At 63.4% G+C, this 25,439-nt stretch carries 20 protein-coding genes; 16 read left to right on the forward strand and 4 right to left on the reverse strand.

The genetic code is table 11. The annotated features are described in order from the left end of the window. Window positions 1–9: 9 nt before the first annotated feature. Window positions 10–3,447, reverse strand: coding sequence for a pyruvate carboxylase (locus AC2FML_RS09365; protein ID WP_222457453.1), 3,438 nt, complete (start codon window positions 3,445–3,447; stop codon window positions 10–12). 120 nt (window positions 3,448–3,567) lie between these two features. Continuing rightward, the gene (locus AC2FML_RS09370; protein ID WP_496782886.1) at window positions 3,568–4,728 is read right to left on the reverse strand and encodes an alpha-hydroxy acid oxidase; all 1,161 of its coding nucleotides are present in this window, start codon (window positions 4,726–4,728) and stop codon (window positions 3,568–3,570) included. A gap of 161 nt (window positions 4,729–4,889) precedes the next feature. On the opposite strand from AC2FML_RS09370, the gene AC2FML_RS09375 reads away from it, so the two are divergent. Further along, window positions 4,890–7,517 (forward strand): ATP-dependent helicase, encoded by a 2,628-nt coding sequence (locus tag AC2FML_RS09375; protein WP_496782888.1) that lies wholly within the window; start codon window positions 4,890–4,892, stop codon window positions 7,515–7,517. Window positions 7,518–8,030: 513 nt separating this feature from the next. Here AC2FML_RS09375 and AC2FML_RS09380 read toward each other — a convergent pair. Then, the gene (locus AC2FML_RS09380) at window positions 8,031–8,255 is read right to left on the reverse strand and encodes a DUF1127 domain-containing protein (RefSeq protein ID WP_093964832.1); all 225 of its coding nucleotides are present in this window, start codon (window positions 8,253–8,255) and stop codon (window positions 8,031–8,033) included. Window positions 8,256–9,170: 915 nt separating this feature from the next. Here AC2FML_RS09380 and mraZ point away from each other — a divergent pair. The 9 genes from mraZ (at window position 9,171) to AC2FML_RS09425 (ending at window position 18,864) form a co-directional block, all read left to right on the forward strand. Then, entirely contained in the window at window positions 9,171–9,674 is a 504-nt protein-coding gene (gene mraZ / locus AC2FML_RS09385) for a division/cell wall cluster transcriptional repressor MraZ (RefSeq protein ID WP_093965061.1), read from the forward strand. A gap of 4 nt (window positions 9,675–9,678) precedes the next feature. Next, on the forward strand, window positions 9,679–10,674 hold the full coding sequence (gene rsmH, locus AC2FML_RS09390) for a 16S rRNA (cytosine(1402)-N(4))-methyltransferase RsmH (protein ID WP_496782989.1): 996 nt from the start codon (window positions 9,679–9,681) through the stop codon (window positions 10,672–10,674). Beyond that, window positions 10,671–11,039, forward strand: coding sequence for a cell division protein FtsL (gene ftsL / locus AC2FML_RS09395; RefSeq protein ID WP_170391006.1), 369 nt, complete (start codon window positions 10,671–10,673; stop codon window positions 11,037–11,039). Before rsmH ends, ftsL begins: the two co-directional genes overlap by 4 nt. Beyond that, complete coding sequence (locus AC2FML_RS09400; protein ID WP_170357278.1) at window positions 11,036–12,823, forward strand: peptidoglycan D,D-transpeptidase FtsI family protein; 1,788 nt, start codon at window positions 11,036–11,038, stop codon at window positions 12,821–12,823. Before ftsL ends, AC2FML_RS09400 begins: the two co-directional genes overlap by 4 nt. 21 nt (window positions 12,824–12,844) lie before the next feature. Further along, window positions 12,845–14,326, forward strand: a complete 1,482-nt coding sequence (locus AC2FML_RS09405; RefSeq protein ID WP_496782890.1) for a UDP-N-acetylmuramoyl-L-alanyl-D-glutamate--2,6-diaminopimelate ligase — start codon at window positions 12,845–12,847, stop codon at window positions 14,324–14,326. Next, window positions 14,323–15,717: a UDP-N-acetylmuramoyl-tripeptide--D-alanyl-D-alanine ligase gene (locus tag AC2FML_RS09410; protein WP_480726992.1), complete on the forward strand. Its 1,395-nt coding sequence runs from the start codon at window positions 14,323–14,325 to the stop codon at window positions 15,715–15,717. The genes AC2FML_RS09405 and AC2FML_RS09410 overlap by 4 nt, the downstream gene beginning before the upstream one ends. A gap of 34 nt (window positions 15,718–15,751) precedes the next feature. Beyond that, window positions 15,752–16,834: a phospho-N-acetylmuramoyl-pentapeptide-transferase gene (mraY, locus tag AC2FML_RS09415; RefSeq protein ID WP_170357281.1), complete on the forward strand. Its 1,083-nt coding sequence runs from the start codon at window positions 15,752–15,754 to the stop codon at window positions 16,832–16,834. A 150-nt stretch (window positions 16,835–16,984) separates the two neighbouring features. Continuing rightward, complete coding sequence (murD, locus tag AC2FML_RS09420) at window positions 16,985–18,379, forward strand: UDP-N-acetylmuramoyl-L-alanine--D-glutamate ligase (RefSeq protein ID WP_496782892.1); 1,395 nt, start codon at window positions 16,985–16,987, stop codon at window positions 18,377–18,379. A 110-nt stretch (window positions 18,380–18,489) separates the two neighbouring features. Continuing rightward, window positions 18,490–18,864: a glycine zipper family protein gene (locus tag AC2FML_RS09425; RefSeq protein WP_093964839.1), complete on the forward strand. Its 375-nt coding sequence runs from the start codon at window positions 18,490–18,492 to the stop codon at window positions 18,862–18,864. On the opposite strand, the gene AC2FML_RS09430 is transcribed toward AC2FML_RS09425, so the two are convergent. Further along, window positions 18,861–20,042 carry a BaiN/RdsA family NAD(P)/FAD-dependent oxidoreductase gene (locus tag AC2FML_RS09430; RefSeq protein ID WP_496782893.1) on the reverse strand — a complete coding sequence of 394 codons (1,182 nt, stop codon included), beginning with the start codon at window positions 20,040–20,042 and terminating at the stop codon, window positions 18,861–18,863. The genes AC2FML_RS09425 and AC2FML_RS09430 overlap by 4 nt on opposite strands. A 129-nt stretch (window positions 20,043–20,171) precedes the next feature. Between AC2FML_RS09430 and ftsW the strand changes: the two genes are divergently transcribed. The 6 genes from ftsW to murB all read left to right on the forward strand — a co-directional run bounded on the left by ftsW (window position 20,172) and on the right by murB (window position 25,383). Further along, a complete protein-coding gene (ftsW, locus tag AC2FML_RS09435) occupies window positions 20,172–21,335 on the forward strand; it encodes a putative lipid II flippase FtsW (protein ID WP_170357284.1) in 1,164 nt (387 codons plus the stop codon). Beyond that, entirely contained in the window at window positions 21,335–22,432 is a 1,098-nt protein-coding gene (locus tag AC2FML_RS09440; RefSeq protein ID WP_170357285.1) for a UDP-N-acetylglucosamine--N-acetylmuramyl-(pentapeptide) pyrophosphoryl-undecaprenol N-acetylglucosamine transferase, read from the forward strand. Before ftsW ends, AC2FML_RS09440 begins: the two co-directional genes overlap by 1 nt. Beyond that, window positions 22,429–23,838, forward strand: a complete 1,410-nt coding sequence (murC, locus tag AC2FML_RS09445; RefSeq protein ID WP_496782894.1) for a UDP-N-acetylmuramate--L-alanine ligase — start codon at window positions 22,429–22,431, stop codon at window positions 23,836–23,838. Before AC2FML_RS09440 ends, murC begins: the two co-directional genes overlap by 4 nt. A gap of 75 nt (window positions 23,839–23,913) precedes the next feature. Next, window positions 23,914–24,162: a DUF2484 family protein gene (locus tag AC2FML_RS09450; protein ID WP_170357287.1), complete on the forward strand. Its 249-nt coding sequence runs from the start codon at window positions 23,914–23,916 to the stop codon at window positions 24,160–24,162. Further along, window positions 24,159–24,401 carry a DUF2484 family protein gene (locus tag AC2FML_RS09455; RefSeq protein ID WP_170357288.1) on the forward strand — a complete coding sequence of 81 codons (243 nt, stop codon included), beginning with the start codon at window positions 24,159–24,161 and terminating at the stop codon, window positions 24,399–24,401. Before AC2FML_RS09450 ends, AC2FML_RS09455 begins: the two co-directional genes overlap by 4 nt. A 55-nt stretch (window positions 24,402–24,456) precedes the next feature. Further along, window positions 24,457–25,383: a UDP-N-acetylmuramate dehydrogenase gene (gene murB / locus AC2FML_RS09460; protein ID WP_496782896.1), complete on the forward strand. Its 927-nt coding sequence runs from the start codon at window positions 24,457–24,459 to the stop codon at window positions 25,381–25,383. Window positions 25,384–25,439 lie beyond the last annotated feature (56 nt).

Here is a 25,439-nt window from a genome sequence, read left to right on the forward strand (position 1 = left end):
TTAACGGTTTTATTCCAACTCGACCAAAAGATCCTTGGCGTCGATCTGGCCGCCGGGCTGGACATGCACCGCCTTCACGGTGGCGTCGCGCTCGGCATGGATGCCGGTTTCCATCTTCATCGCCTCGATGGTCAGCAGAAGGTCGCCTTCCTTGACCTCCTGCCCGGCGGTCACGGCGACGGTCGAGACCACGCCCGGCATCGGCGCGCCGACATGGTTGGCGTTGCCCGGCTCGGCCTTGGGCCGCTGAATGGTCGAGGCTTGGACCATCCGGTTGGGCACCCGGATGACGCGCGGTTGGCCATTGAGTTCAAAGAACACTTTGACCTCGCCATTCTCGTCCGTCTCCCCAATAGCCTGGCAGCGGATTTCCAGCGTTTTGCCCGGGTCGATCTCGGCCGAGATCTCCTCTCCCGGCTCCATTCCGTAAAAGAAGGTGCGGGTGGGCAGGGTGCGTACCGGGCCATAGATGCGGTGACGGCCCATGTAGTCCAGGAACACCTTGGGATACATCAGGTATCCGTTCAGGTCTTCGTCATCGACCTCCATGCCTTCCAGCTGTTTCGAGAGCTCCGCGCGGGTGGCCTCCAAATCAACCGGAGGCACGTCTTTGCCCGGCCGTTCGGTGTTCGGCTTTTCGCCTTTCAGCACCTTGGTCAAGATCGTTTCGGGGAAACCGCCCGGAGGCTGGCCCAGATTGCCGCGCATCATGTCGATGACTGAATCGGGGAAGGCCACGTCGGTCGAGGGATCCTCGACCTGCTCGCGGGTCAGGCCCTGACTGACCATCATCAGCGCCATGTCACCCACAACTTTCGAGGACGGCGTCACCTTGACGATGTCACCGAACATCTGGTTCACGTCCGCATACATCTGCGCGACTTCGTGCCAGCGTTCCTCCAGCCCCATCGAGCGCGCCTGCGCCTTGAGGTTGGTGAACTGGCCGCCCGGCATTTCGTGCAGATAGACCTCGGAGGCGGGGGCCTGCAGCCCGGATTCGAAGGCCGCGTATTGGCCGCGCACCGCCTCGAAGTAGTCGCTGATTTCGCGGATCGCCTTCACGTCCAACCCGGTGTCGCGGTCGGTGTGGCGCAGGGCCTCGACCACGGTGCCCAGCGTCGCCTGGCTGGTGTTGCCCGAGAAGCTGTCCATCGCGCAATCCACCACGTCCACGCCCGCCTCGCTGGCGGCCAGGATGGTGGCGCTGGCGATGCCGGCGGTGTCGTGGGTGTGGAAATGGATCGGCAGGCCGACCTCTTCCTTCAGTGCGCGGATCAGCACCCGCGCGGCGGCGGGTTTCAGCAGGCCGGCCATGTCCTTGAGGCCCAGAACATGGGCGCCGGCGTCGCGCAACTCCTTGGCCATGCCGACATAGTATTTCAGGTCATACTTGGCGCGGTTCGGGTCGAGGATATCGCCGGTATAGCAGACGGTGCCTTCGCAGATCTTGCCGTTCTCGATCACAGCGTCCATCGCCACGCGCATGTTCTCGACCCAGTTCAGCGAGTCGAAGACGCGGAACACGTCGATGTTCTGCGCGGCCTGGCGCACGAATTCCTGCACCACGTTGTCGGGATAGTTGGTATAGCCCACCCCATTGGCACCGCGCAGCAGCATCTGGGTCATCAGGTTGGGCATGGCCTCGCGCAGGTCGCGCAGGCGCTGCCAGGGGCATTCCTGCAGGAAACGATAGGCCACGTCGAAGGTCGCCCCGCCCCAGCATTCGACGCTGAACAGCTGCGGCAGGTTCGCGGCATAGCTGGGCGCCACGCGGATCATGTCGATCGAGCGCATGCGGGTGGCCAGCAGCGACTGGTGCCCGTCGCGCATGGTGGTGTCTGTGATCAGCAACTGGCGCTGGGCCTTCATCCAGTCGGCCACGGCCTGCGGGCCCTTCTGTTCCAGCAGGTTGCGCGTGCCCATCAGCGGTTCCGCCTTGGGCGCGGGGGGCTTGGGTTCCTTGAGGTCGGCACGCGGCCGCGGGCGATCCTTGGTCTCGGGGTGCCCGTTCACCGTTATGTCGGCGATATAGGTCAGAACCTTGGTGCCCCGGTCGCGGCGCTTCTTGAACTGAAACAGCTCGGGCGTCTCGTCGATGAACTTGGTGGTGTATTCGTTCGACAGGAAAGTCGGGTGCTTCAGCAGGTTTTCGACAAAGGCGATGTTGGTGGAAACACCGCGCACGCGGAACTCTCGTAGGGCGCGGTCCATCCGGGCAATCGCCTTTTCCGGCGTCGGCGCCCAGGCGGTGACCTTGGTCAGCAACGAGTCGTAATACCGCGTGATCACCCCGCCGGCATAGGCCGTGCCGCCATCCAGCCGGATGCCCATGCCCGTGGCCGAACGATAGGCCGTGATGCGCCCATAGTCGGGGATGAAGTTGTTGAGCGGGTCTTCGGTGGTCACGCGCGTCTGCAGCGCGTGGCCGTTCAGGCGGATTTCGTCCTGGCTGGCCTTGCCGGTGGCCTCGGCCAGGGTCTTGCCCTCGGCAATCAGGATCTGCGCCTGCACGATGTCGATGCCGGTGACCTCTTCGGTCACTGTGTGTTCGACCTGGACGCGGGGGTTTACCTCGATGAAGTAGAACTTGCCGGTCTCCATATCCATCAGGAATTCGACCGTGCCGGCGCATTCATAGTTCACATGCGCGCAGATGCGGCGGCCCAGGTCGCAGATCTCGGCGCGTTGCTCTTCGGTCAGATAGGGGGCAGGGGCGCGTTCCACGACCTTCTGGTTTCGGCGCTGAACCGAGCAGTCGCGTTCATACAGGTGATAGATCTGCCCGTGTTTGTCGCCCAGGATCTGCACCTCGACATGGCGGGCGCGGGTGATCATCTTTTCCAGATAGCCCTCACCATTGCCGAATGCGGCCTCGGCCTCGCGGCGGCCTTCCAGAACCTTTTCTTCCAACTCGTCTTCGGAATAGATCGGGCGCATCCCCCGGCCGCCGCCGCCCCAGGACGCTTTGAGCATCAGCGGATAGCCGATCTCGGCCGCTTCCTTGCGGATCGCGTCCATGTCATCGCCCAGCACTTCGGTCGCCGGGATCACCGGCACACCGGCGGCAATCGCCACCTTGCGTGCGCTGGCCTTGTCGCCCAGGGCACGCATGGTTTCGGCCTTGGGGCCAATGAAGGTAATGCCGTTCTGAACGCAGGCATCCACGAAATCGGGGTTTTCCGACAGCAGGCCATAGCCCGGGTGGATGGCGTCAGCGCCGCTTTCCTTGGCGACGCGGATGATCTCGTCGATCGACAGATAGGCCGCGACCGGGCCCAGACCCTCGCCGATGCGATACGCCTCGTCCGCCTTGAACCGGTGCAGGCCCAGCTTGTCCTCCTCGGCATAGACGGCAACGGTGCGTTTGCCCATCTCGTTCGCGGCGCGCATCACGCGAATGGCAATCTCACCCCTGTTGGCGATCAGGATTTTCTTGAAGTCAGTCATGGCAAGTCCCGGTCTTTTGCATTTGGCCGTGTTAATAGACCGAGATTACGCGCAGATATATCTGTAGTTCTGGGTAGAACCGGCATGTTATCGCTCGCAAACGCCGCCTATTGCGGCGTTTTATGGCACATGCTGCATCGCGGCATCAATGTTTGCGTTAACATTGGGCAGATATTTTAGCGTTGCGGCACCCAATTGTCCCATATTTGCAAGCATGTCCTGCCGCAGAATATCGATGACATGGGTCGGGCCGCGCGCGCCCAATGCTGCAACGCCATAGAGGAGCGCCCGCCCCAGCATGACCAGATCGGCGCCCAAGGCCCGCGCCCGCAGAATGTCCAGCCCGCCCGAAACGCCGCTGTCGAAGATCAGCGGCAGGTCGGTTGCGGCGCGGATGGCGGGCAGCATGTCGATGCTGGCCGGCGCGCCATCGAACTGACGGCCACCGTGATTCGACACCCAAAGCGCGTCGATCCCGGCCTGTTTCAGCCGCTCGGCATCCTCGGGGCGCAGCACGCCCTTGATAATGAACGGCCCCTGCCAGTGATCGCGCAGCCACTTGACGTAATCCATGCCCGGAGAGGTCCTGAGCAGGTATCCGATATGCGCAGTGGGCGGCAGGTTGGCGGTGCCGTCGATATATTTGTCCAGCGTGCGCATCCGGGGCTTGCCGTGACGCGCCATGCCCCAGGCCCAGGCCGGGCGGGCGGCGATCTGCGCCAGCAGGCGCGGCGTCAGGCGCGGCGGATGGGTCAGGCCCGAGCGGGTTTGCCGTTCCCGGCGCGAGGCCACGGGCACGTCCACGGTCAGAACCAGCGTGCCGAACCCGGCGGACCGGGCGCGGTTCAGCAGGTCGGCTCGAATCTCGGGGTCCTTGGGCGGGTACAACTGGAACCAGGCGTCGGGTCCGATATGCGGGGCCATGTCCTCGGGGCTTTGGCTGGCGACAGTGGACAGAACATAGGGAATGCCCGCCTGCGCGGCGGCGCGCGCCATCAGCGCCTCGGCCCCAGGCCAGACCAGCCCGCACATCCCGATCGGAGCCATGCCGAAGGGCAGCGGATGGTCGCGCCCCAGAAAGCGGGTGCTGGTGTCGAATTCCAGCGGGCCTTTCAGGATGGCGGGCAGAAACCCGATGCGGTCCAGCGCCGCCCGGTTGCGTTTCAGCGTGGTCTCGGCCCCGGTGCCGCTGTCGACATAGTCCCAGACAAAGCGCGGCAACCGACGGCGTGCGCGGCGCTTCAGATCCTCGATGCCCGGATAGGTGCTGTGCAGGTCCATGTCGATTGATCCGACCTGCCGCGCGATTCGGCAAGGGTTTCAGTCGGATGCAGCCTGCGCCTGACGGCTCAACCAGCGCTACGAAAGAAATTCGCAAAACCGTGCGAACAAGCCGTGAACAAACCCTTTCCCTCGGCGCGCTTCCGGCCTAGTTTGGGCGCATGAGCAGTTTCGATGAAAATGACGCCTTCGAAGGCGCCTCGCTGTCGGCCCGCGCCATGGCCGCGCTTCGGCCCGAGGCGGACTACTTGAATGAATTGAACCCGGCGCAGCGGGAAGCGGTCGAGCTGTTGGATGGCCCGATCCTGATGCTGGCCGGGGCGGGCACCGGCAAGACCAAGGCCCTGACCACCCGCATTGCGCATCTGCTGAACACCGGGCGGGCCCGCCCGAACGAGATCCTCGCCGTCACCTTCACCAACAAGGCCGCGCGCGAGATGAAGGAACGGGTCGGCCGCCTGCTGGGCCAGCCCGCCGAGGGGATGCCGTGGCTGGGCACCTTCCACTCGATCTGCGTCAAGCTGCTGCGCCGCCATGCGGAACTGGCGGGGCTGAAGTCGAACTTCACCATTCTGGATACCGACGACCAGTTGCGATTGCTCAAGCAGTTGGTGCAGGCCGCCAATATCGACGACAAGCGCTGGCCTGCGCGGATGCTGGCCGGCATCATCGACGACTGGAAGAACCGCGCCCTGACGCCCGACAAGGTGCCCACCGCCGATGCCGGGGCCTACAACAACAAGGGCGTCGAGCTTTATGCTCAATACCAGACCCGCCTGCGAGAGTTGAACGCGGTGGATTTCGGCGACCTGCTGTTGCACATGGTCACCATCTTTCAGACCCACCCGGACGTGCTGGAGCAATACCAGCGCTGGTTCCGGTATATCTTGGTGGACGAGTATCAGGACACCAATATCGCCCAGTACCTGTGGCTGCGGCTGTTGGCCGGTGGGCACAAGAATATCTGCTGCGTGGGGGACGACGACCAGTCGATCTACGGCTGGCGCGGGGCCGAAGTGGGTAACATCCTGCGTTTTGAGAAAGACTTTCCCGGCGCCCACGTGGTGCGGCTGGAGCAGAACTACCGCTCGACGCTCTATATATTGGAAGCGGCTTCAAATCTCATTCGTGGGAATGAGGGTAGGCTTGGCAAAGAGCTTTGGACGGACGCGGAGAAAGATGGTCACAAAGTTCGATTGATTGGCCACTGGGATGGAGAGGAAGAGGCCCGTTGGATCGGTGAGAAAATCGATGACCTTGCAAGTGGTAGGGCGTTGGAGGCACAAAACAGGTTCAACCCTAGATTGAAGAGCTTTGAACAGGAGCTGGACCGGAGAGCAAAGGCGGGATTGGGGCCAGTTGATGAACACACTTTCATCAAGGAGGCTTTTGAAACCGGTAAGGTTTACTCGGATATTAAGACCCAGAACTTGATTATCGAGCTGTTAGCTGGGGACGAAAAATCAACCAATATGCTTCAGTCCGTGCTGGTGTGTAGGGCAAAAAAATTTAGCCTCGACGAAATCGCCATCCTTGTGCGCGCCAGCCATCAGATGCGCGCCTTCGAGGACCGGTTCCTGACCATCGGCCTGCCCTACAAGGTGATCGGCGGCCCTCGATTCTATGAACGGATGGAGATCCGAGATGCCATGGCCTATTTCCGGCTGGTGGTCAGCCCCGAGGACGATCTGGCTTTCGAGCGGATCGTGAACACGCCCAAGCGCGGCTTGGGCGACAAGGCGCAGCAGACGATCCAGCGCACCGCGCGCGAACATGGCGTGTCGCTGGTTCAGGGCGCGCGGATCGCTGTGGAGCAAGGGCTGATCAAGGGCAAAGGCGGCGCAGCTCTGCGCGAACTGGTCGAAGGGCTGGCGCGCTGGAACGCGATGACCCGCGGCCCCCGGATCGAGATCGAGGATGATGCGGTCATCGACGACGGCAGCGCGCCCGTGCGCTATGGCCCGCCCGAGGTGTCGCATATCGAACTGGCGCAGATCGTGCTGGACGAGTCCGGCTATACCGCCCACTGGCAGAACGACAAGACGCCCGAGGCGCCGGGGCGGCTGGAAAACCTGAAGGAACTGGTCAACCAGCTGGACAATTTCGAAAACCTGCAAGGGTTCTTGGAACATGTCAGCCTGGTGATGGACAACGAACAGGACAGCGGCGGGCCCAAGGTCTCGATCATGACCCTGCACGCGGCCAAGGGGCTGGAGTTTCCCGCCGTGTTCCTGCCGGGGTGGGAGGACGGTCTATTCCCCTCGCAACGGTCGATGGACGAATCCGGCCTCAAGGGGCTCGAGGAGGAACGGCGGCTCGCCTATGTGGGCATCACCCGCGCCGAAGAGGTCTGCACCATTTCCTTCGCCGCCAACCGGCGGGTGTTCGGGCAGTGGCAGAACGCGATGCCCTCGCGCTTCATCGACGAATTGCCCGAGGATCATGTTGAGGTTTTGCCCGGGGCAGGTTTGCACGGCAACCGGCAGATGTCGGCAGGCATCGAGACCCGCGCGGCGCAGGCCAATGTCTACAACTCGCCGGGCTGGAAACGGATGCAGGCGCGGCAGGGGCAATACGGCATGTCACAGCCGCGTGAATCCCGCAACACCGTGATCGACGCGACCGCCGTGGCCAGCTTTACCCTGGGCGAGCGGGTGTTCCACCAGAAGTTCGGCTATGGCGGCGTGGTCGGGATCGAGGGGGACAAGGTCGAGGTCGAGTTCGACAAGGCCGGAACCAAGAAGGTCGTCGCGCAGTATCTATCCGCAAAAGACGACGTGCCGTTCTGATCCAGCGGAATGTGCCTCCCGGCACATGCTCGACTTTTTTGTTTGGCGCCCGGTCCTGCCCGTGGCGCCTTTTTCATGCCGAATGAAAAAAACGGCGGTTCCCAGGGAGGAGGAGGGAGCCGCCGTTCTTGTCAACATCAGAGCAGGGAGGAGGAGAGCCCCGATGTATCCGAACCCGGGTTTTCCCCGGTATCTGAAGCGCGCGGTGACACCAGGGAGGAGGAAGGGTGCCACCGCGCTCTTTTCACATCGGGAAGGGAGGAGGAGAACCCGATGTATGCGTTTCCGGGTCTGGCCCGGTATTAGAAGGGCGCGGTGGCATCAGGGAGGAGGAAGATGCCACCGCGCGCTTTCAACATCAGAGCAGGGAGGAGGAGAGCCCCGATGTATCAGCATCCGGCAGGTTGAGGCCGGTATAGGGTGCGGCAGCATCAGGGAGGAGGAGAGATGCTGCCGCTGAAATACAGGTCCTATGGGAGGAGGAGTGGACCTGATCTCGGTGTTTCGTGGCGCTCAGCGCGCGAATTGTTCTTCGGCGGCCTGCATGGCCAGGCGACGGATCATCGAACGGTGCAGGCCCAGATCGGCCAGCTCGCGGTCCGACAGTTCTGACAGTTCGTTCACCGTCTGGCGGTACACGCGATAACGTGCGATACGGGTCTTCATGGTTTCGATCAGAGAGGCGAAACCAAATGTCGATGCGCTTTTGTGTGCGCTGTTGGTGCTTGCGACTGCCATGTTCGTTACCCAATCATTTGTCGTTGCCGCCGCGATGTTCCGGCGCTTGCTTGAGACTGAAGATAGGCAAATGCTGCGATTGCACAATACCGGACAGGATCAATGCTGCTATGCAGCAAGTGCATAGATTGACTGCCGGAATCCCGACACCCGTAAATATGCCTTTAAAATATGGAAATTTTCGTTAGCGCGAACTGCGGGGCATTGTTCCGGCCTGGCTGCCGCCCATCATTTGATGAAAATTTGCGCGCGTAAACGCGGAATTTGTGCGGTTCAGGACTGCGCGATTTTTGTGCGTCTGGCCCAACTCCCGATTTGGGCGGGGTCATGGGACTTTGTGGGACTGGCGGGAATTGGTGGGAAATTCGGGGCGGTCTCTCTCGGGTTCGGCCTGGATCGCAGGGTGATTCGGCGCCATTTGGTCGAAAAAGTGAGGGGTGTTGGGCGGAATCAGAGTTGTTGCACAGAAAATATGGGAAATCGTGGGAAAATTTTCCCGCACGGAATCTGTCTATATATTGTGTTTATATATTATCCGGTGTCTACCTGTGGGCATTTTTCATGTTTGCGTATGAATTTCTACTGCTGTAGTTTTCCGAATCTAACTACTTGGAAAAAAATCTCATTGATTTCCATGAATTCCCATGGCATCCCTTATTCATCCGATGAGGACGAGGCACATGGGGCGCCAAACGACCCCGAACCAAAAACAAACAGGTTTCATACAGGCATCTCGCTTTCATCACTCAAGAGATCCGGCGCGCGGGCGAGCAGACATCCCCCCAGGTGGCGCGCGCAGCTGGACATCCCGCAAAGCGGGTCAATGCGGCGGGTTGATCAGTGGCAGCAGATCAACCCGCCGTTTTTCATCCGGGGGAAGACGTAGGTGGGGCGCAAGCGAAAGGGACAGTCGTCTTGGCGCGCAGGTTTAGAGGTGAAAGCCACCACAAGGTGGACGCGAAGGGCAGGGTGTCGATCCCGGCCTCGTTTCGCCGTGTGCTCGAGGCCTCGGACCCCAACTGGCAGCCCGGTGACAATCCTGAACTGGTGATCGTTTACGGTGACCACCGCCGCAAATACCTTGAATGCTATACTATGGAGGCGATCGACGAGGTCGACGCCAAGATCGACGCGCTGCCGCGCGGCTCGATGCAGCGCAAGATGTTGCAGCGCCTGTTCCACGGGCAGTCTTTCCCGACCAATGTCGATGAAACGGGTCGCCTGGTGTTGCCGGCCAAGCTGCGCAACAAGATCGGGCTGGAGGGCGAGGCGTTCTTTATCGCCGCGGGCGACACGTTCCAGATCTGGAAGCCCGAGACATACGAGGCCGAGGAACTGGCCGCCACCGAAGACTGGTTGGACGAACTGCCCGAGGATTTCGATCCGATGCAGTTCCTTGACGGCATCGAAGGTGCGTGACGGCATGGCCGGCGCGGATCACACTTCATCTGACAAACCCCATATTCCCGTTCTGCTGCGCCCGTTGCTGGACGCGGTTCATCCGGTATCCGGCACCTGGCTGGATGGTACCTTTGGTGCGGGCGGCTATACCCGGGGTTTGCTTGAGGCTGGCGCCGACAAGGTAATCGGCGTCGATCGCGATCCATTGGCCTTTGAAATGGCGGCGGATTGGGCAGCCGAATATGGCGACCGGCTGGTGATGCAACCGGGTGTTTTCTCGCGCATGGATGAATATGCCAACGACCTTGATGGCGTGGTGCTGGACCTTGGTGTCTCTTCCATGCAGTTGGACCAGGCCGAGCGCGGCTTTTCCTTCATGAAAGACGGCCCGCTGGACATGCGCATGAGCCAGGAGGGCGAAAGCGCAGCTGATCTGGTCAACACTGCGACCGAGGAGCTATTGGCCGACATCCTGTTCCACTACGGTGAGGAACGGGCAAGCCGCCGCATCGCACGCGCCATCGTCAAGGCCCGTGCCGAGTCGCCCATCACCACCACCCTGCGTCTGGCCGAGATCGTCGAATCCTGCCTGCCCCGCGCCAAGCCCGGCCAGTCCCATCCGGCCACGCGGTCGTTCCAGGCGCTGCGCATTGCGGTGAACGCCGAATACGAGGAATTGTTCATGGGCCTGATGGCCGCCGAGCGCGCGTTGAAGCCGGGCGGACAGCTGGCGGTGGTCACTTTCCACTCGGTCGAGGACCGGATGGTCAAACGCTTTTTTCAATCGCGCGCGGGCAAGACTGGCCGTGCCAACCGCTATGCGCCCGAGATCCAGCAGGATCAGCCGCAATTCACCTTGAAGACCCGCAAGGCCATCGGCCCCGACCCGCAGGAGTTGCAGGACAACCCGCGCGCGCGCTCGGCCAAGTTGCGGGTTGCTGTTCGTACCGATGCTCCGGCGGGGGAAATTGATGCCCGCGCCATCGGCATGCCCATGATCGGGGGAAAGGCAAGATGAAGAGTATTCTGTTTGTATTGACCGCCTTGGGTGTTTTCGGGCTGGCCTTGTGGGCCTATCAGGAAAACTACCGCACCCAACAGGTACTGAAGGAAACCCAGTCCCTGCAGCACCAGATCGGCGCGGCGCAGGCCCGGCTGGCTGTATTGCAGGCCGAATGGGCCTATCTGAACCGCCCGGACCGACTGCGTGAACTGGCCGACCTGAATTTCGAGCGTCTTGCCCTGCTGCCGCTGCGCGCCGAGCAGTTCGGACGTGCCGACCAGATCGCCTATGCCGAGGATCCCGACCTGCCCATCGCCGACCCGATCGAATTGCAGGCGATCACCGACACCCAGGCCCTGGGCGAGGTGCAGATCCCATGACGCGCACACCGCTCCGCCCGCTTGCCCGCATCCTCGAGGCCCGCGCCCGCGGGGAAAACCCCAAGGTGATCGAACGCGAGAACATCCGCCGCCGCCACGAAGAGATGAAGGACCGCGCCCGCGCCCGCGCCGAGGGGCGGTTGCTGGTGCTCAGCGCGTTTTTCTTTGCGGCATTTGCCATTGTCGGGTTCCGGATGGGCGCATTGGCTACTTCGGAGGCGCAAGAGCCGCTAGCGAGCGCCCCGGGCGCGTCGATTGCCATGCAGCGGGCGAATATCGTGGACCGCGAAGGCCGAATCCTTGCGACCAACCTTGATACCTACTCCGTTTATGCCCAGCCCCCGCTGATGATCGACCCGATCGCGGCCGCGGAAAAGCTGGTGGCTATCTTCCCGGATCTGGACAAAGAGCGGTTGGTCAAGGACTTCACCGGCAAGCGTAAATTCCTCTGGATCAAAAAACGTATTTCACCGGAACAAAAGCAGGCGGTGCATGACATCGGCGATCCGGGCATCCTGTTCGGCCCGCGCGAAATGCGGCTCTATCCCAACGGCCGGCTGGCCGCGCATATCCTTGGCGGTTCAGGCTTTGGGCGCGAAGGCGTCTCGGCTGCCGAGGTGATCGGTGTGGCCGGGGTGGAAAAACAGTTCGATGACTATCTGCGCGACCCGGCCAACGGAACCAAGCCGCTGCAGCTGTCGCTTGACCTGACCGTTCAGGCGGCGGTGGAACAGGTGCTGGACGGCGGCATGAAGATCATGAACGCCAAGGGCGCCTCGGCGGTGTTGATGAACGCCCATACCGGCGAAGTGATTGCTGCCGCCTCGTTGCCCTCGTTCGACCCGAACGACCGTCCGCGCCCGCCGACCTCGGGCTTTGACCCCTCGGACAGCCCTCTGTTCAACCGCTATGTGCAGGGCGTGTACGAATTGGGGTCGATCTTCAAGATCTTCACTGCCGCGCAAGCGGTCGATCTGGGGCTGGTGAATGCAGACACGATCATCGACACCTCGGGCCCGATGAAGATCGGGCGTTTCCCGATCGGCGAATTCAACGGCAAGAATTACGGCAAGATCAGCGTGGCCGATGTGATTGTGCACAGCTCGAACCGCGGCACGGGGCGGTTGGCGCTGCAGATCGGCGCCGAGCGCCAGCAACAGTTCCTGGACGCGCTGGGCATGTTCGACCCCACCCCGTTCGAGATCGTCGAGGCCAAGGGCGGGGTGCCGCTCAAGCCCAAGAAGTGGGGCGAATTGAGCACCGTCACCATTTCCTACGGCCACGGCCTGTCGACCAGCCCGATGCATCTGGCGGCGGGCTATGCGGCCATCGCCAATGGCGGGCATTATGTCAGCCCCACGATCTTGCGCCGCAACGGGCCGCAATACGGGCCGCGAGTGATGTCAGAAAACGCGGCCAAACAATCGCTGATGATGCTTCGCAAAGTGGTGACGGACGGAACCGCCAGCTTTGGTGACGTTCCGGGCTATGCCGTGGCCGGTAAAACCGGCACCGCCGACAAGCCCAAGCCGCGCGGCGGCTACTATGATGACAAGGTGATCGCCACCTTCGCTTCGGTCTTTCCGGCCTATGATCCGAAATATGTTCTGATCGTTGCGCTGGACGAACCGTCGATCCTGGCCTACGGCGAAAAGCGCCGCACGGCAGGCTGGACGGCGGTACCCGTGGCGGCCGAGTTGATCGGCCGCATCGCGCCGCTGCTGGGCTTGCGTCCGCGGCTTGAGCCTGAGGATCGCGCTGCTATAACGCTGACCTCGAATTAGGCAGTCCGACAGAGGTGGGTCATGGGCGCAAGGTCAAAGAAACTCAGCCAGCTGGCCCTGACCGCGCGCGGCGGTGCCGACCCGGAGATTACCGGGCTGGCGGTTGACAGCCGTCAGGTCAAGGACGGCTTTTTGTTCGCGGCGCTGCCGGGGACGCGCGTGCATGGCGGCGAATTCATCCAATACGCCTTGCGCATGGGAGCCGCCGCCATCCTGACCGATGCCGAAGGCGAGCGGATCGCCGCCGATGAACTGGCCGCCTCGGACGCCGCCCTGGTGGTGGTGCAGGACCCGCGCCAGACGCTGGCCTATACCGCCGCATTGTGGTTCGGGGCGCAGCCGCGCACCATGGTGGCGGTCACCGGCACCAACGGCAAGACCTCGATTTCGACCTTCGTGCGCCAGATCTGGACCGAACTGGGCCACATGGCCGTCAATCTCGGCACGACAGGGGTCGAGGGCGCGTGGACGGCACCGCTGGCCCACACGACACCCGAACCCATCACCCTGCATCGCTGTCTGGCCGAGGCCGCCGAGGCCGGCGTGACCCACGCAGCGATGGAGGCCTCGTCGCACGGGCTGGAACAGCGCCGGCTGGACGGTGTGCACCTGACGGCGGCGGGGATTTCGAATTTCACCCAGGATCACCTGGACTATCACGCGACGTTCGAGGCCTATTTCGCCGCCAAGGCCGGCCTGTTCGACCGGGTTCTGCCGCAGGACGGAACGGCCGTGATCAACATGGACGACCCGAAAGGCGCCGCGATCCGTGATATCGCGCAGGCGCGCGGTCAGACAGTTTTGACCGTAGGCAGCGGGGATGTCGATCTTTGCCTGTTGAACCAACGGTTTGACGCCACCGGGCAGGATCTGCGCTTTGCCTGGCGCGGCAAGACCTTCCAGACCCGGCTGAACCTGATCGGCGGGTTCCAGGCCGAAAACGTTCTGCTGGCCTGCGGATTGGTCATCGCCAGCGGAGACGAGGCTGAACATGTCTTCGACACCCTGCCGCATCTGACCACGGTGCGGGGGCGGATGCAGTTGGCGGCGACCCGCAGCAACGGGGCGGCGGTATTTGTCGACTACGCGCACACGCCGGACGCCGTGGCCACCGCCTTGCAGGCGCTGCGTCCGCATGTGATGGGCCGGTTGATCGCCATCGTCGGCGCGGGCGGCGACCGCGACGCGACCAAGCGCCCGCTGATGGGCCGCGCCGCGGCCGAGAAAGCCGACATCGTCTTTGTCACCGACGACAATCCGCGCTCGGAAGACCCCGCCGCCATCCGCGCCGCGGTGATGGCCGGGGCCCCCGACGCGACCGAGGTTGCCGACCGGGCCGAGGCCATCCTGCGCGGCATAGATGCATTGCAGCCGGGCGATGCGCTGCTGATCGCGGGCAAGGGGCACGAGACCGGGCAGATCGTGGGTGACCAGGTTCTGCCCTTCGATGATGTGGAACAGGCCAGCATCGCCGTGGCCGCGCTGGACGGGAGGGTCGCATGACACTCTGGACCGCATCCGAGGCCGCCGCCGCGACGGGCGGACGGGCCACGACCGACTGGCAGGCGGGCGGCGTGTCCATCGATACGCGTACGCTGCAACCGGGTGACCTGTTCGTGGCGTTGAAGGCGGCGCGCGACGGGCATGATTTCGTGGCGCAGGCGCTGGACAAAGGGGCTGCTGCCGCGCTGGTCACGCGGGTGCCCGAAGGTGTGGCCGCCGATGCGCCGCTGCTGATCGTCGATGACGTACAGACCGCGCTCGAGGCGTTGGGTCGCGCGGCCCGTGCCCGGTGCAAGGCCCGCGTGATTGGGGTGACGGGCAGTGTGGGCAAGACCTCGACCAAGGAGATGCTGGCGACCATCCTGTCGGATCAAGGCCGCACCCATGCCAGCGTTGCCAGCTACAACAACCATTGGGGCGTGCCGTTGACTCTGGCCCGGATGCCGCGCGACACCGAATATGCGGTGATCGAGATCGGCATGAACCACCCTGGCGAAATTGCACCCCTGGCGCGGCAGGCTCGCCCGCATGTGGCGCTGGTCACCACCGTCGCCGCGGTTCACCTCGAGGCGTTCGAGTCGGTTGCCGGCATCGCTCACGAAAAGGCCGCTATCTTTGATGGGCTGGAGGCCGGCGGCACCGCCATCGTGAACGCCGACCTGGATCATACCGTCATCCTGCGCACCTGCGCTGCCCGGCATGGCGCGGTGATCGTGGATTTCGGCCGCACCGCATCGGATTATCGGCTGACCGGCGTGACCCAGTCGCCCACGGACATCCACGTGACCGCCGAGGCCATGGGCCAGCCATTCGCTTTCGACGTGCAATCTGCGGGGACGCATTTTGCCATGAACGGTCTAGGCGCGCTGGCTGCCTGCGTCGCGCTGGGTGTCGAACTGGACGCGGCCATCACCGGCCTCGCCAAATGGGCGCCGGTCACGGGGCGGGGCGTGCGCGAGATGCTGGCCCTGCCGGACGGCGGGCAGATCGAGCTGCTGGATGACAGTTACAACGCCAATCCGACCTCGATGGCGGCGGCGCTGGATGTGCTGGCGGCAGCGAAGGGCGAAAGGCGCATCGCCTTTCTGGGCGACATGAAGGAGCTGGGTCCAAAAGAGCGCGCCATGCACGCAGGGCTGGCCGATGTGCCGGCCATGGCACGGATCGACAAGGTGCATTGCATCGGTCCGTTGATGCGGGCGCTGCACGAGGCCTTGCCCGAGGACAAGCGCGGGCTGTGGTTTGAGACCAGCGCCGAAATGGTTCTAGAGCTGCCGCAGCTGGTTCGGGCGGGCGATGCCGTGTTGGCCAAAGGCTCCCTCAGCATGGCGCTGGCACGGATTGTTGACGGTTTGCGGAAAATGGGGCAAGTGGGCGCGCTTGATGCATGACCACCCATGACCGCGGTGTGAGAAAGGTTTTGTAATGCTCTATTGGTTGACCAGCCTGTCGGACGGAGGGGATTTCTTCAACCTCTTCCGCTACATCACGTTCCGCGCAGGCGGCGCCTTTCTGACGGCCCTGATCTTTGGCTTCCTGTTCGGCAAGCCGTTGATCAACGTGCTGCGCCGGAAACAAGGCAAGGGTCAGCCAATTCGGGATGACGGCCCCGAGGGTCACTTTAACAAGGCCGGCACGCCCACGATGGGCGGGCTGCTGATTGTCGGTGCTCTGGTGACGTCCACGCTGATTTGGGCGCGGTGGGACAATCCCTATGTCTGGATGGTTCTGTTCGTCACGCTGGCCTACGCAGCCATCGGATTCGCGGACGACTATGCCAAGGTGTCGAAGCAGAATACCAAGGGCGTTTCAGGCAAAATGCGCCTGGCTTTGGGCATCATTATTGCCGCGCTGGCCGCGCTGTGGGCGACGCTGCACCACCCCGAAATGCTCCAGAACCAGCTGGCCGTGCCGATCTTCAAGGACACGCTGATCAATCTGGGTATCTTCTACATTCCGTTCTCGATCGTGGTGATCGTGGGGGCGGCGAATGCCGTGAACTTGACCGACGGGCTGGACGGGCTGGCCATCATGCCCGCGATGATCGCAGCCTCGACCTTGGGCGTGATCGCCTATGCGGTGGGTCGCGTCGACTTTACCGAATATCTGGACGTGCACTATGTCCCCGGCACAGGCGAGATCCTTATCTTCACCGCCGCATTGTTTGGCGGTGGGCTTGGGTTTCTGTGGTACAACGCTCCGCCCGCGGCGGTGTTCATGGGGGACACAGGCTCACTGGCCCTCGGCGGCGCACTGGGCGCCATCGCCGTTGCCACCAAGCATGAGCTGGTTCTGGCCATCGTCGGCGGCCTGTTCGTGGTCGAGGCGCTGAGCGTGATCATCCAGGTGCTGTATTTCAAACGCACAGGGCGGCGGGTCTTCCTGATGGCTCCGATCCATCACCACTATGAGAAGAAGGGCTGGGCCGAGCCAACTATCGTGATCCGGTTCTGGATCATCTCGCTGATCCTGGCGATGATTGGTCTTGCGACACTGAAAGTACGGTAAGGCTCCCGCCGGGCGCGGTGGGCCTGCGGCCCGCCTGTACCCGTTGGGCCCGGCTCGCGCCGAGGGCGCGAGCCTGACGCCGCCCTTGCCAAGGGTCAATTCTTCGGTACAGGGTGGCGGCGCATTGGCAGATGGAAGAAGGTGCGCGGCATGATCCCGGTCAAAGGGTTTTCAGGACATAAGGTTGCGGTTCTGGGGCTGGGGCGGTCGGGCCTGGCCACGGCGCGCGCATTGCGGGCCGGCGGAGCCGAGCCGGTGTGCTGGGATGACAACCCCGCCGCGCGCGAAAAGGCCGAGGCCGAGGGGTTTGCGTGTCAGGACCTGCGGCGACAGGGCACCTTTGACGCGATCGCCACGTTGATCGTATCGCCCGGCATTCCCCATCTTTATCCCGAACCCAACCCGGTTGTTGCCGCGGCGTTGCAGGCCGGCGTTCCGGTCGACAATGACATTGGTCTGTTCTTCCGCTCGTTGGGCGGTGCCGAATGGGACAAGTTCGACGTGCCGCCGCGTGTGGTCGCCGTCACCGGCTCGAACGGGAAGTCGACCACGGCGGCGCTGATCCACCATATCCTGAGCCAATCGGGGCGCGAGGCGCAGCTGGCGGGCAATATCGGGCGCGGCGTGCTGGATATCGAGCCCGGCGGCGACGGATCAGTGGTGGTGCTGGAGCTTTCCAGCTATCAGACCGAGCTGGCGCGTGCGCTGACGCCCGACGTGGCGGTGTTCACCAATCTCTCGCCCGACCATCTGGACCGGCATGGGGGCATGGGCGGCTATTTCGCCGCCAAGCGCCGCCTGTTCTCAGAAGGCGGTCCCGACCGTGCCGTGATCGGCGTGGACGAGATCGAAGGCGCGTTTCTAGCCGGTCAACTGGCCGAAGGGCCGGGCGACGACCGGGTGATCCGCGTCTCGGTGGCGCGCAAATTGGCCGGCCCGGGCTGGCAGGTCTTTGCCCGCAAGGGGTTCCTCTCGGAATACCGCAAGGGGCGCCTGGCCGCTTCGATCGACCTGCGCGGCATCAAGGGCCTGCCCGGAACCCACAACCACCAAAACGCGTGCTCGGCCTATGCCGCCTGCCGCGCGCTGGGCCTGGCGCCCAAGTTGATCGAGGACGCGCTGCACAGCTATCCAGGATTGCCGCACCGCAGCCAGATCATCGCTGAGGCAAACGGTGTGACATTCGTGAATGACTCCAAGGCCACCAATGTCGACAGCGCGGCCAAGGCGCTGGGCGCGTTCAAAAAAATCCGCTGGATCTGCGGCGGGCTTGAGAAAGAGGGGGGTATCGCCGCGCTGAACGACGCGACCGACGAGGTTCTGTGCGCCTATGTGATCGGGCGCGAGGCGGCCGGCTTCGCCATGCAGTTGTCGGTTGAGGCCCGCGTTTGCACCACAATGGCCGAGGCAGTCGAACAGGCCATGCGCGACGCCGCGCCGGGTGAAACCGTGCTGCTGGCGCCCGCGGCGGCCAGTTTCGACCAGTACGACAATTTCGAACAGCGCGGCGACGATTTCGTGGCGCAGGTTCAAAAGCGGCTTTGAACTGCGCATTTGCAATGAACCGCCGGTTGGGCCAAATTGAAGTGCTATCAGCTTGACGCACCAGAATTAATGATTTTGTTACCCTAGGAATTCAACACGAGGTTAAGACCATGCTGAACCGCAAGCTTTCAATGATCCTGCCGGCCATCCTGGTGGCAGGGGCCTGCACGAACACAGGCGCGAACTACCAGCCCATTGTGGATGGGCCCGTCAGCCCGAACTACAACGCAGACCTGGCGCAGTGTCAGGCCGTGGCGCGGCAGCAGGGCACGATCGACAGCAATACCGCTGGCGCGGCGGCCATTGGCGCGGCGGGTGCTGCGGGCACCAAAGCCATCATCGACGACAGCGCAAGCGATCTGGGCCGTGCGGCCGTAGCTGGCGCACTGGTGGGGGCAGGCGCCAGCGCTCTGCAAAACACCCAGAAGCAGGAAGTCATCGTCCGCAACTGCATGCGCGGCCGCGGCTACAACGTCGTAGGCTAAAGGCGACCGGCGATCGCAATTCCGGCGGCGTGGCCCGAGGACCACGCCCACTGGAAATTGTATCCGCCCAGCCATCCGGTGACATCCACCGCTTCACCAATCGCATAGAGGCCGGGGACATCCCTGGCCTCCATCGTTTTCGACGACAGGCTGTCCGTGTCGATGCCGCCCAAGGTGACCTCGGCGGTGCGGTACCCTTCGGTGCCCGAGGGGGTCAGCGCCCAGTCGCTCAGCGCATCGGTCAGCGCTTGCAGCGCCGCATCCGACTGATCGGCCAGGTTGCCACGCATCGGGATCTGGGCGCTCAGATACTCGACCAGCCGGCCGGGAAGGTGGTGCGCGAGTTCGGTTGTTAGGGCCTTGCGGCCTGTGCTTTGCCGCCGTTCGCGCAGAAGGTCAAACAGGGGCAGCTCGGGGATCAGGTTGACCCGGATCGCATCGCCCTCGCGCCAGTATGAGGACAGTTGCAGCACAGCCGGACCGCTCAGGCCGCGATGGGTGAACAGCAGCGCCTCGTCGAAACTCGTACGATCGTTCGACAGTCGCGCGGGGACGGAAACACCGGACAAGTCTTTGAACCGCCCATCGGGGAAGGTGAACGGCACCAAAGCGGCACGGGTCTCGGTGACGTGCAATCCGAACTGCGCGGCGATGTCATAGGCCAGCCCGGTCGCACCCATCTTGGGGATGGATTTTCCGCCGGTGGCCAATACCACGTTGGCACAGCTCAGGTCATATCGCGCACCCTCGCGCTCGACCACCAGTTCAAAGCCGGCTTCGGTCTTGCGCAGACCGCGCAGCGACGTGTGCAACCACAGCTCTGCGCCCGCGCGGTCCATCTCGGCCAGCAGCATGGCGATGATCTGCTTCGATGAGCCGTCGCAGAACAGCTGCCCCAGCGTCTTTTCATGCCAGGCGATGCCGTGACGGCCTACAAGGTCGATGAAGTCCCACTGGGTGTATCGCGCCAGCGCCGATTTGCAGAAATGCGGGTTCTGCGACAGGAAGTTCTGTGGTCCGGCGTAGAGGTTTGTGAAGTTGCACCGCCCCCCGCCCGAGATGCGGATCTTTTCCCCCGGCGCCTTGGCGTGATCGATCACCAGTACACGGCCGCCGCAATGGGCGGCGCACATCATGCCGGCGGCTCCGGCGCCCAGTATGATCGTGTCAAATCGCATCCCTCGCCCTTGGCGCGGATTGACGCCAATGACAAGAGGAAGAGGCTGGCCTGAGGGGCATTTTCCCTGTAAACTCTCAAACAGATCCCGAAAACGGGACGGTAACGAGGCAGATAGTGGCGGTATCTCATGACTGAGATGGTGTATGGCGCGGTCCAGGACCAGCGCGGTGAACCGATCCTTCCGAAATGGTGGCGGACGATTGACCGCTGGACGATGTCCTGCGTGCTGATCCTTTTTGCGATCGGGCTTCTGTTGGGGCTGGCCTCGTCGCCGCCGTTGGCGCAGCGCAATGGGTTCGATCCGTTCCACTATGTCGAGCGTCAGGCCCTTTTCGGTGTGTTGGCGCTGATCGCGATGATGCTGACCTCGATGATGTCACCCACCTTGGTGCGTCGGTTGGCGGTGCTGGGCTTTCTGGCCTCATTTGTTGCGCTGGCCTTTCTGCCGGTCTTCGGGACCGATTTCGGCAAGGGTGCGGTGCGTTGGTATTCGCTGGGCTTCGCCTCGCTGCAACCGTCCGAATTTCTGAAGCCGGGCTTCATTGTCGTGGCCGCCTGGCTGCTGGCCGCAGCGCAGGAGATCAATGGCCCGCCAGGGCGGTTGTGGTCGTTTGCGCTGTGTATGTCGATCGTTGGCATGTTGGTGATGCAGCCTGATTTCGGTCAGGCCTGTCTGATCCTGTTCGGCTGGGGCGTGATGTATTTCGTGGCGGGTGCACCGATGTTCCTGCTGCTGGGAATGGCCGGAGCGGTCGTCTTGGGTGGCATGTTCGCCTACGCCAATTCTGAACACTTCGCCCGGCGCATCGATGGTTTCCTGAATCAAGAGGTCGATCCGACGACCCAGTTGGGCTATGCCACCAACGCAATCCGCGAAGGCGGGCTGTTTGGCGTTGGGGTTGGCGAGGGGCAGGTGAAATGGTCGCTGCCCGATGCACATACCGATTTCATCATCGCCGTCGCGGCAGAAGAATACGGTTTGATCCTGGTGCTGATCATCATCGCGCTTTATTCAATTATCGTGGTACGGTCCCTGCTGCGCCTGATGCGCGAGCGTGACATGTTCACCCGGTTGGCAGGCACGGGACTGGCTTGCATGTTCGGTGTGCAGGCGATGATCAACATGGGCGTCGCTGTGCGCCTGCTGCCGGCCAAGGGCATGACGCTGCCTTTCGTCAGCTACGGCGGCTCGTCGTTGATTGCAGGCGGCATCGCGTTGGGGATGCTGCTGGCGTTCACGCGGTCGCGGCCCCAAGGCGAGCTGGGTGACATTCTGCGCGGACGAGGCTGATGACGAACCCCTATTTGCTGATTGCGGCTGGTGGAACCGGGGGCCACATGTTCCCCGCCCAGGCGCTGGCTGAGGCCATGCTGAACAAGGGTTGGCGCGTGCGCCTGTCCACCGACCCGCGCGGGGCGCGTTATACCGGTGGTTTTCCGCATTCCACCGAGATCGTCGAGGTCTCCTCGGCCACCTTCGCGCGCGGCGGGCTGGCGGCCAAGGCGCTGGCTGGTCCCCGGATCGCAGCCGGAGTTGCCGGGATGACGGCCCAGTTGCTGCGCGACAAGCCGGATGTGGTGGTGGGGTTCGGTGGCTATCCGTCGATCCCGGCGCTGAGCGCGGCGGTGATGTTGCGTCTGCCCCGCATGATTCACGAACAGAACGGCGTTCTGGGGCGCGTGAACCAGCTGTTCGCCACCCGGGTCGCGCATGTGGCCTGCGGCGTCTGGCCCACCGACCTGCCCGAGGGCGCCCACGGCATCCACACCGGTAACCCGGTCCGTGCTGCCGTGCTGGAACGCGCGGCCGCGCCCTATATCCCGCCCGGAGATTATCCGATGTCGGTGCTGGTGATGGGCGGCAGCCAGGGCGCCCGCATCCTCAGCGATGTGGTGCCCGGCGCCATCGCTGCTCTGCCCGAGAGCCTGCGCCAGTATATCCGTGTTTCGCATCAGGCGCGCGAAGAGGATGCCGAGCGGGTCACCGCCTTCTACGCCGACCACGGGATTCTGGCCGAGGTCCAGCCCTTTTTCCACGACGTCCCCCGCCGCATGTCCGAGGCGCAATTGGTGATCAGCCGCTCGGGCGCGTCCAGCGTGGCCGACATCTCGGTGATCGGGCGGCCCTCGATCCTGATCCCCTTTGCCGCCGCAGCGGGCGATCACCAAACCGCCAATGCGCGCGGGTTGGTGCAGGCGGGCGGGGCGATCATGATTCCCGAAAATGCGCTTGACGTTCCCGCCCTGACCGAGCAAATCGCACTGGTTCTGACCAACCCCGAAGCCGCACAGAAAATGGCCCATGCTGCCCTGTCGGTCGGGGCGCCCGACGCGACCGAGCGTCTGGTGGCCCTTGTCGAACAGCTGGCGCAGAAGGAGACCCCATGAATCCAGCAACCAAACTGCCGCAGGATGTCGGACCGATCCATTTCGTGGGCATCGGCGGCATCGGGATGTCGGGTATCGCCGAAGTGCTGCTGAACCTTGGGTACCAGGTGCAGGGATCCGATCTGAAGGCCTCGAAGATTACCGACCGTCTGGCGTCGCTGGGGGCCGAGATCTTTGTGGGTCAGCGGGCTGAAAACCTCGACAATGCGGCCGTCGTGGTCGTTTCGACCGCGATCAAGCCGGGCAACCCGGAACTGGACGGCGCGCGTGTGCTAGGCTTGCCGGTGGTACGCCGTGCCGACATGCTGGCCGAGCTGATGCGGCTGAAATCCAACATCGCCATCGCCGGTACCCACGGCAAGACCACCACCACCACCATGATGGCCGAGCTGATGGTGGCGGGCGATTTCGACCCGACCGTCATCAACGGCGGCGTGATCCATGCCTACGGCTCGAACGCGCGGATGGGGCAGGGCGAGTGGATGGTGGTCGAGGCGGACGAGTCCGACGGCTCGTTCAACCGGCTGCCGGCGACCATCGCCATCGTCACCAATATCGACCCCGAGCACATGGAGCATTGGGGTGATTTCGACCGGCTGCGCGCGGGCTTTCATGATTTCGTCTCGAACATCCCGTTCTACGGTCTGGCGGTGTGCTGCACCGACCATGCCGAGGTTCAGGCGTTGGTGGGCCGCATCACCGACCGCCGCGTGCGCACCTATGGGTTCAATGCCCAGGCTGACGTGCGCGCAGTGAACCTGACCTACAAGGGCGGCATTGCGCATTTCGACATCCACCTGCAATACGAGGACACCGTGATTGAGGGTTGCACCCTCCCGATGCCGGGCGACCACAACGTCTCGAACGCGTTGTCGGCGGTCGCCGTGGCACGTCATCTGGGCATGAAGACCGCTGAAATCCGCGACGCGCTGGCCAATTTCGGCGGCGTCAACCGCCGCTTTACCAAGGTGGGCGAGGTGAACGGCGTCACCATCATCGACGACTACGGCCACCACCCGGTGGAAATCGCGGCGGTGCTCAAGGCCGCGCGCCAGGCGACCGAAGGCCGCGTGATCGCCGTTCACCAGCCGCACCGCTATTCGCGCCTGTCCAACCTGTTCGACGATTTCTGCGCCTGTTTCAACGATGCCGATGTCGTGGCCATTGCCGAGGTCTTCTCTGCCGGAGAGGACCCGATCGAAGGCGCCAGCCGCGATGATCTGGTGCAGGGCCTGATCCGTCACGGCCACCGCCACGCACGCGCGCTGCTGGACGAAGGCGACCTGGAGCGTCTGGTCCGCGAACAGGCCCGGCTCGGCGACATGGTCGTCTGCTTGGGCGCTGGCACCATCAGTGCCTGGGCCAATGCGCTGCCTGACCGGCTGAAGGTAAAACAAGCCGTTTGACGTTAGCAGGCATTTGGGTGCACAACTTGCGGATGTGTCGCTGCCCTGGTGCGTGACTCATTTGCGGAGAGAACCATGGATTATTCCGTCATCTTTGCCGCCCTTTGGGTGATCTGCGCCACTGTCGTGGCGCTGTTGCCGATGCGCCTGCAATTCCCGCCGGGCATCGTGCTGCTGATCTGCGCGCCGGTTCTGATCGTCTGGCTGGGTGTGGTACATGGCTGGCTGATCGGAGCGCTGGCCTTTGCCGGGTTCGTATCGATGTTCCGCAACCCCATCCGGTTTTACTGGCGCAAATGGTCGGGCCGCGAGGTGGGGCAATGAGCTGGTCTATCGCCCTTGCCGCCCTTTGGGGCGTCGCCGCCAATGTGCTGGCCATGATCCCCAGCAAGGACAACCACTGGACCCGCGCCTATGCGCTGATCGCGGTGGGCATTCCGATCTTGGGTTATGTCACCTACGAAAACGGCCCGTGGGTCGGCCTGTTCGTTCTGGCCGCCGGCATGTCAGTGCTACGATGGCCGGTGATCTACCTTGGGCGGTGGCTGCGGCGGCGGATTTGACCCTGCGGCTTGGAACGGGCTTGCCACGCCCCGCCGAATCCGCGATCTAGCCTCAATGACCACTTTGCCAACGCCTCAAGGCCGCCTGACGGCGAACCGACCACTGAACGACCTCACATGGCTGCGAGTCGGCGGCCCGGCGGATTATCTGTTTCAGCCGGCTGACCTTGAGGATTTGCAGGCTTTCCTGCATCATCTTCCGGCCGAGGTGCCGGTGTTTCCCATGGGCGTCGGCTCGAACCTGATCGTGCGCGACGGGGGCTTGCGGGCCGTTGTGATCCGGCTGGGGCGCGGCTTCAACGGCATCGCGGTCGACGGCACCACCGTCACCGCGGGGGCAGCCGCGCTGGATGCGCATGTGGCGCGCAAGGCGGCGGATGCGGGGGTGGACCTCACCTTTCTGCGGACGATTCCGGGTTCCATCGGTGGGGCCGTGCGGATGAACGCCGGCTGCTATGGCAGCTACACGGCGGATGTTCTGAAATCGGCTACGATCGTCACCCGGCAGGGCGAGTTGGTCGAGCTGACGCCGGCCGACCTGAACTTCCGCTATCGCCAGTCCGACCTGCCCGAGGGTGCGGTGCTGGTGTCGGCCACGTTCCAGGGCCCGGCGGGTGACCCGGCCGACCTGCACGCCCGGATGGAGGCGCAGCTGAAAAAGCGAGACGAGACCCAGCCCACCAAGGACCGCAGCGCCGGGTCGACCTTCCGCAATCCGGCCGGGTTTTCCTCGACCGGGCGGGCAGACGATGTGCACGACCTGAAGGCCTGGAAGGTGATCGACGACGCCGGAATGCGCGGCGCCTGGCGCGGGGGCGCACAGATGAGCCACAAGCATTCGAATTTCCTGATCAACACTGGAAACGCCACCGCCGCCGACCTCGAAGGGCTGGGCGAAGAGGTGCGAAAAAAGGTTTACGAAACAAGCGGGATCACGCTAGAGTGGGAAATCATGCGGGTCGGTGATCCGCTGACAGATTAAAGCCCCGACCGTCAGACCAAAACAGGCAAATTCAGGCGACGGATCAAAGGCATAAC

This window comes from Ruegeria sp. BHSC029 (genome assembly GCF_059613085.1).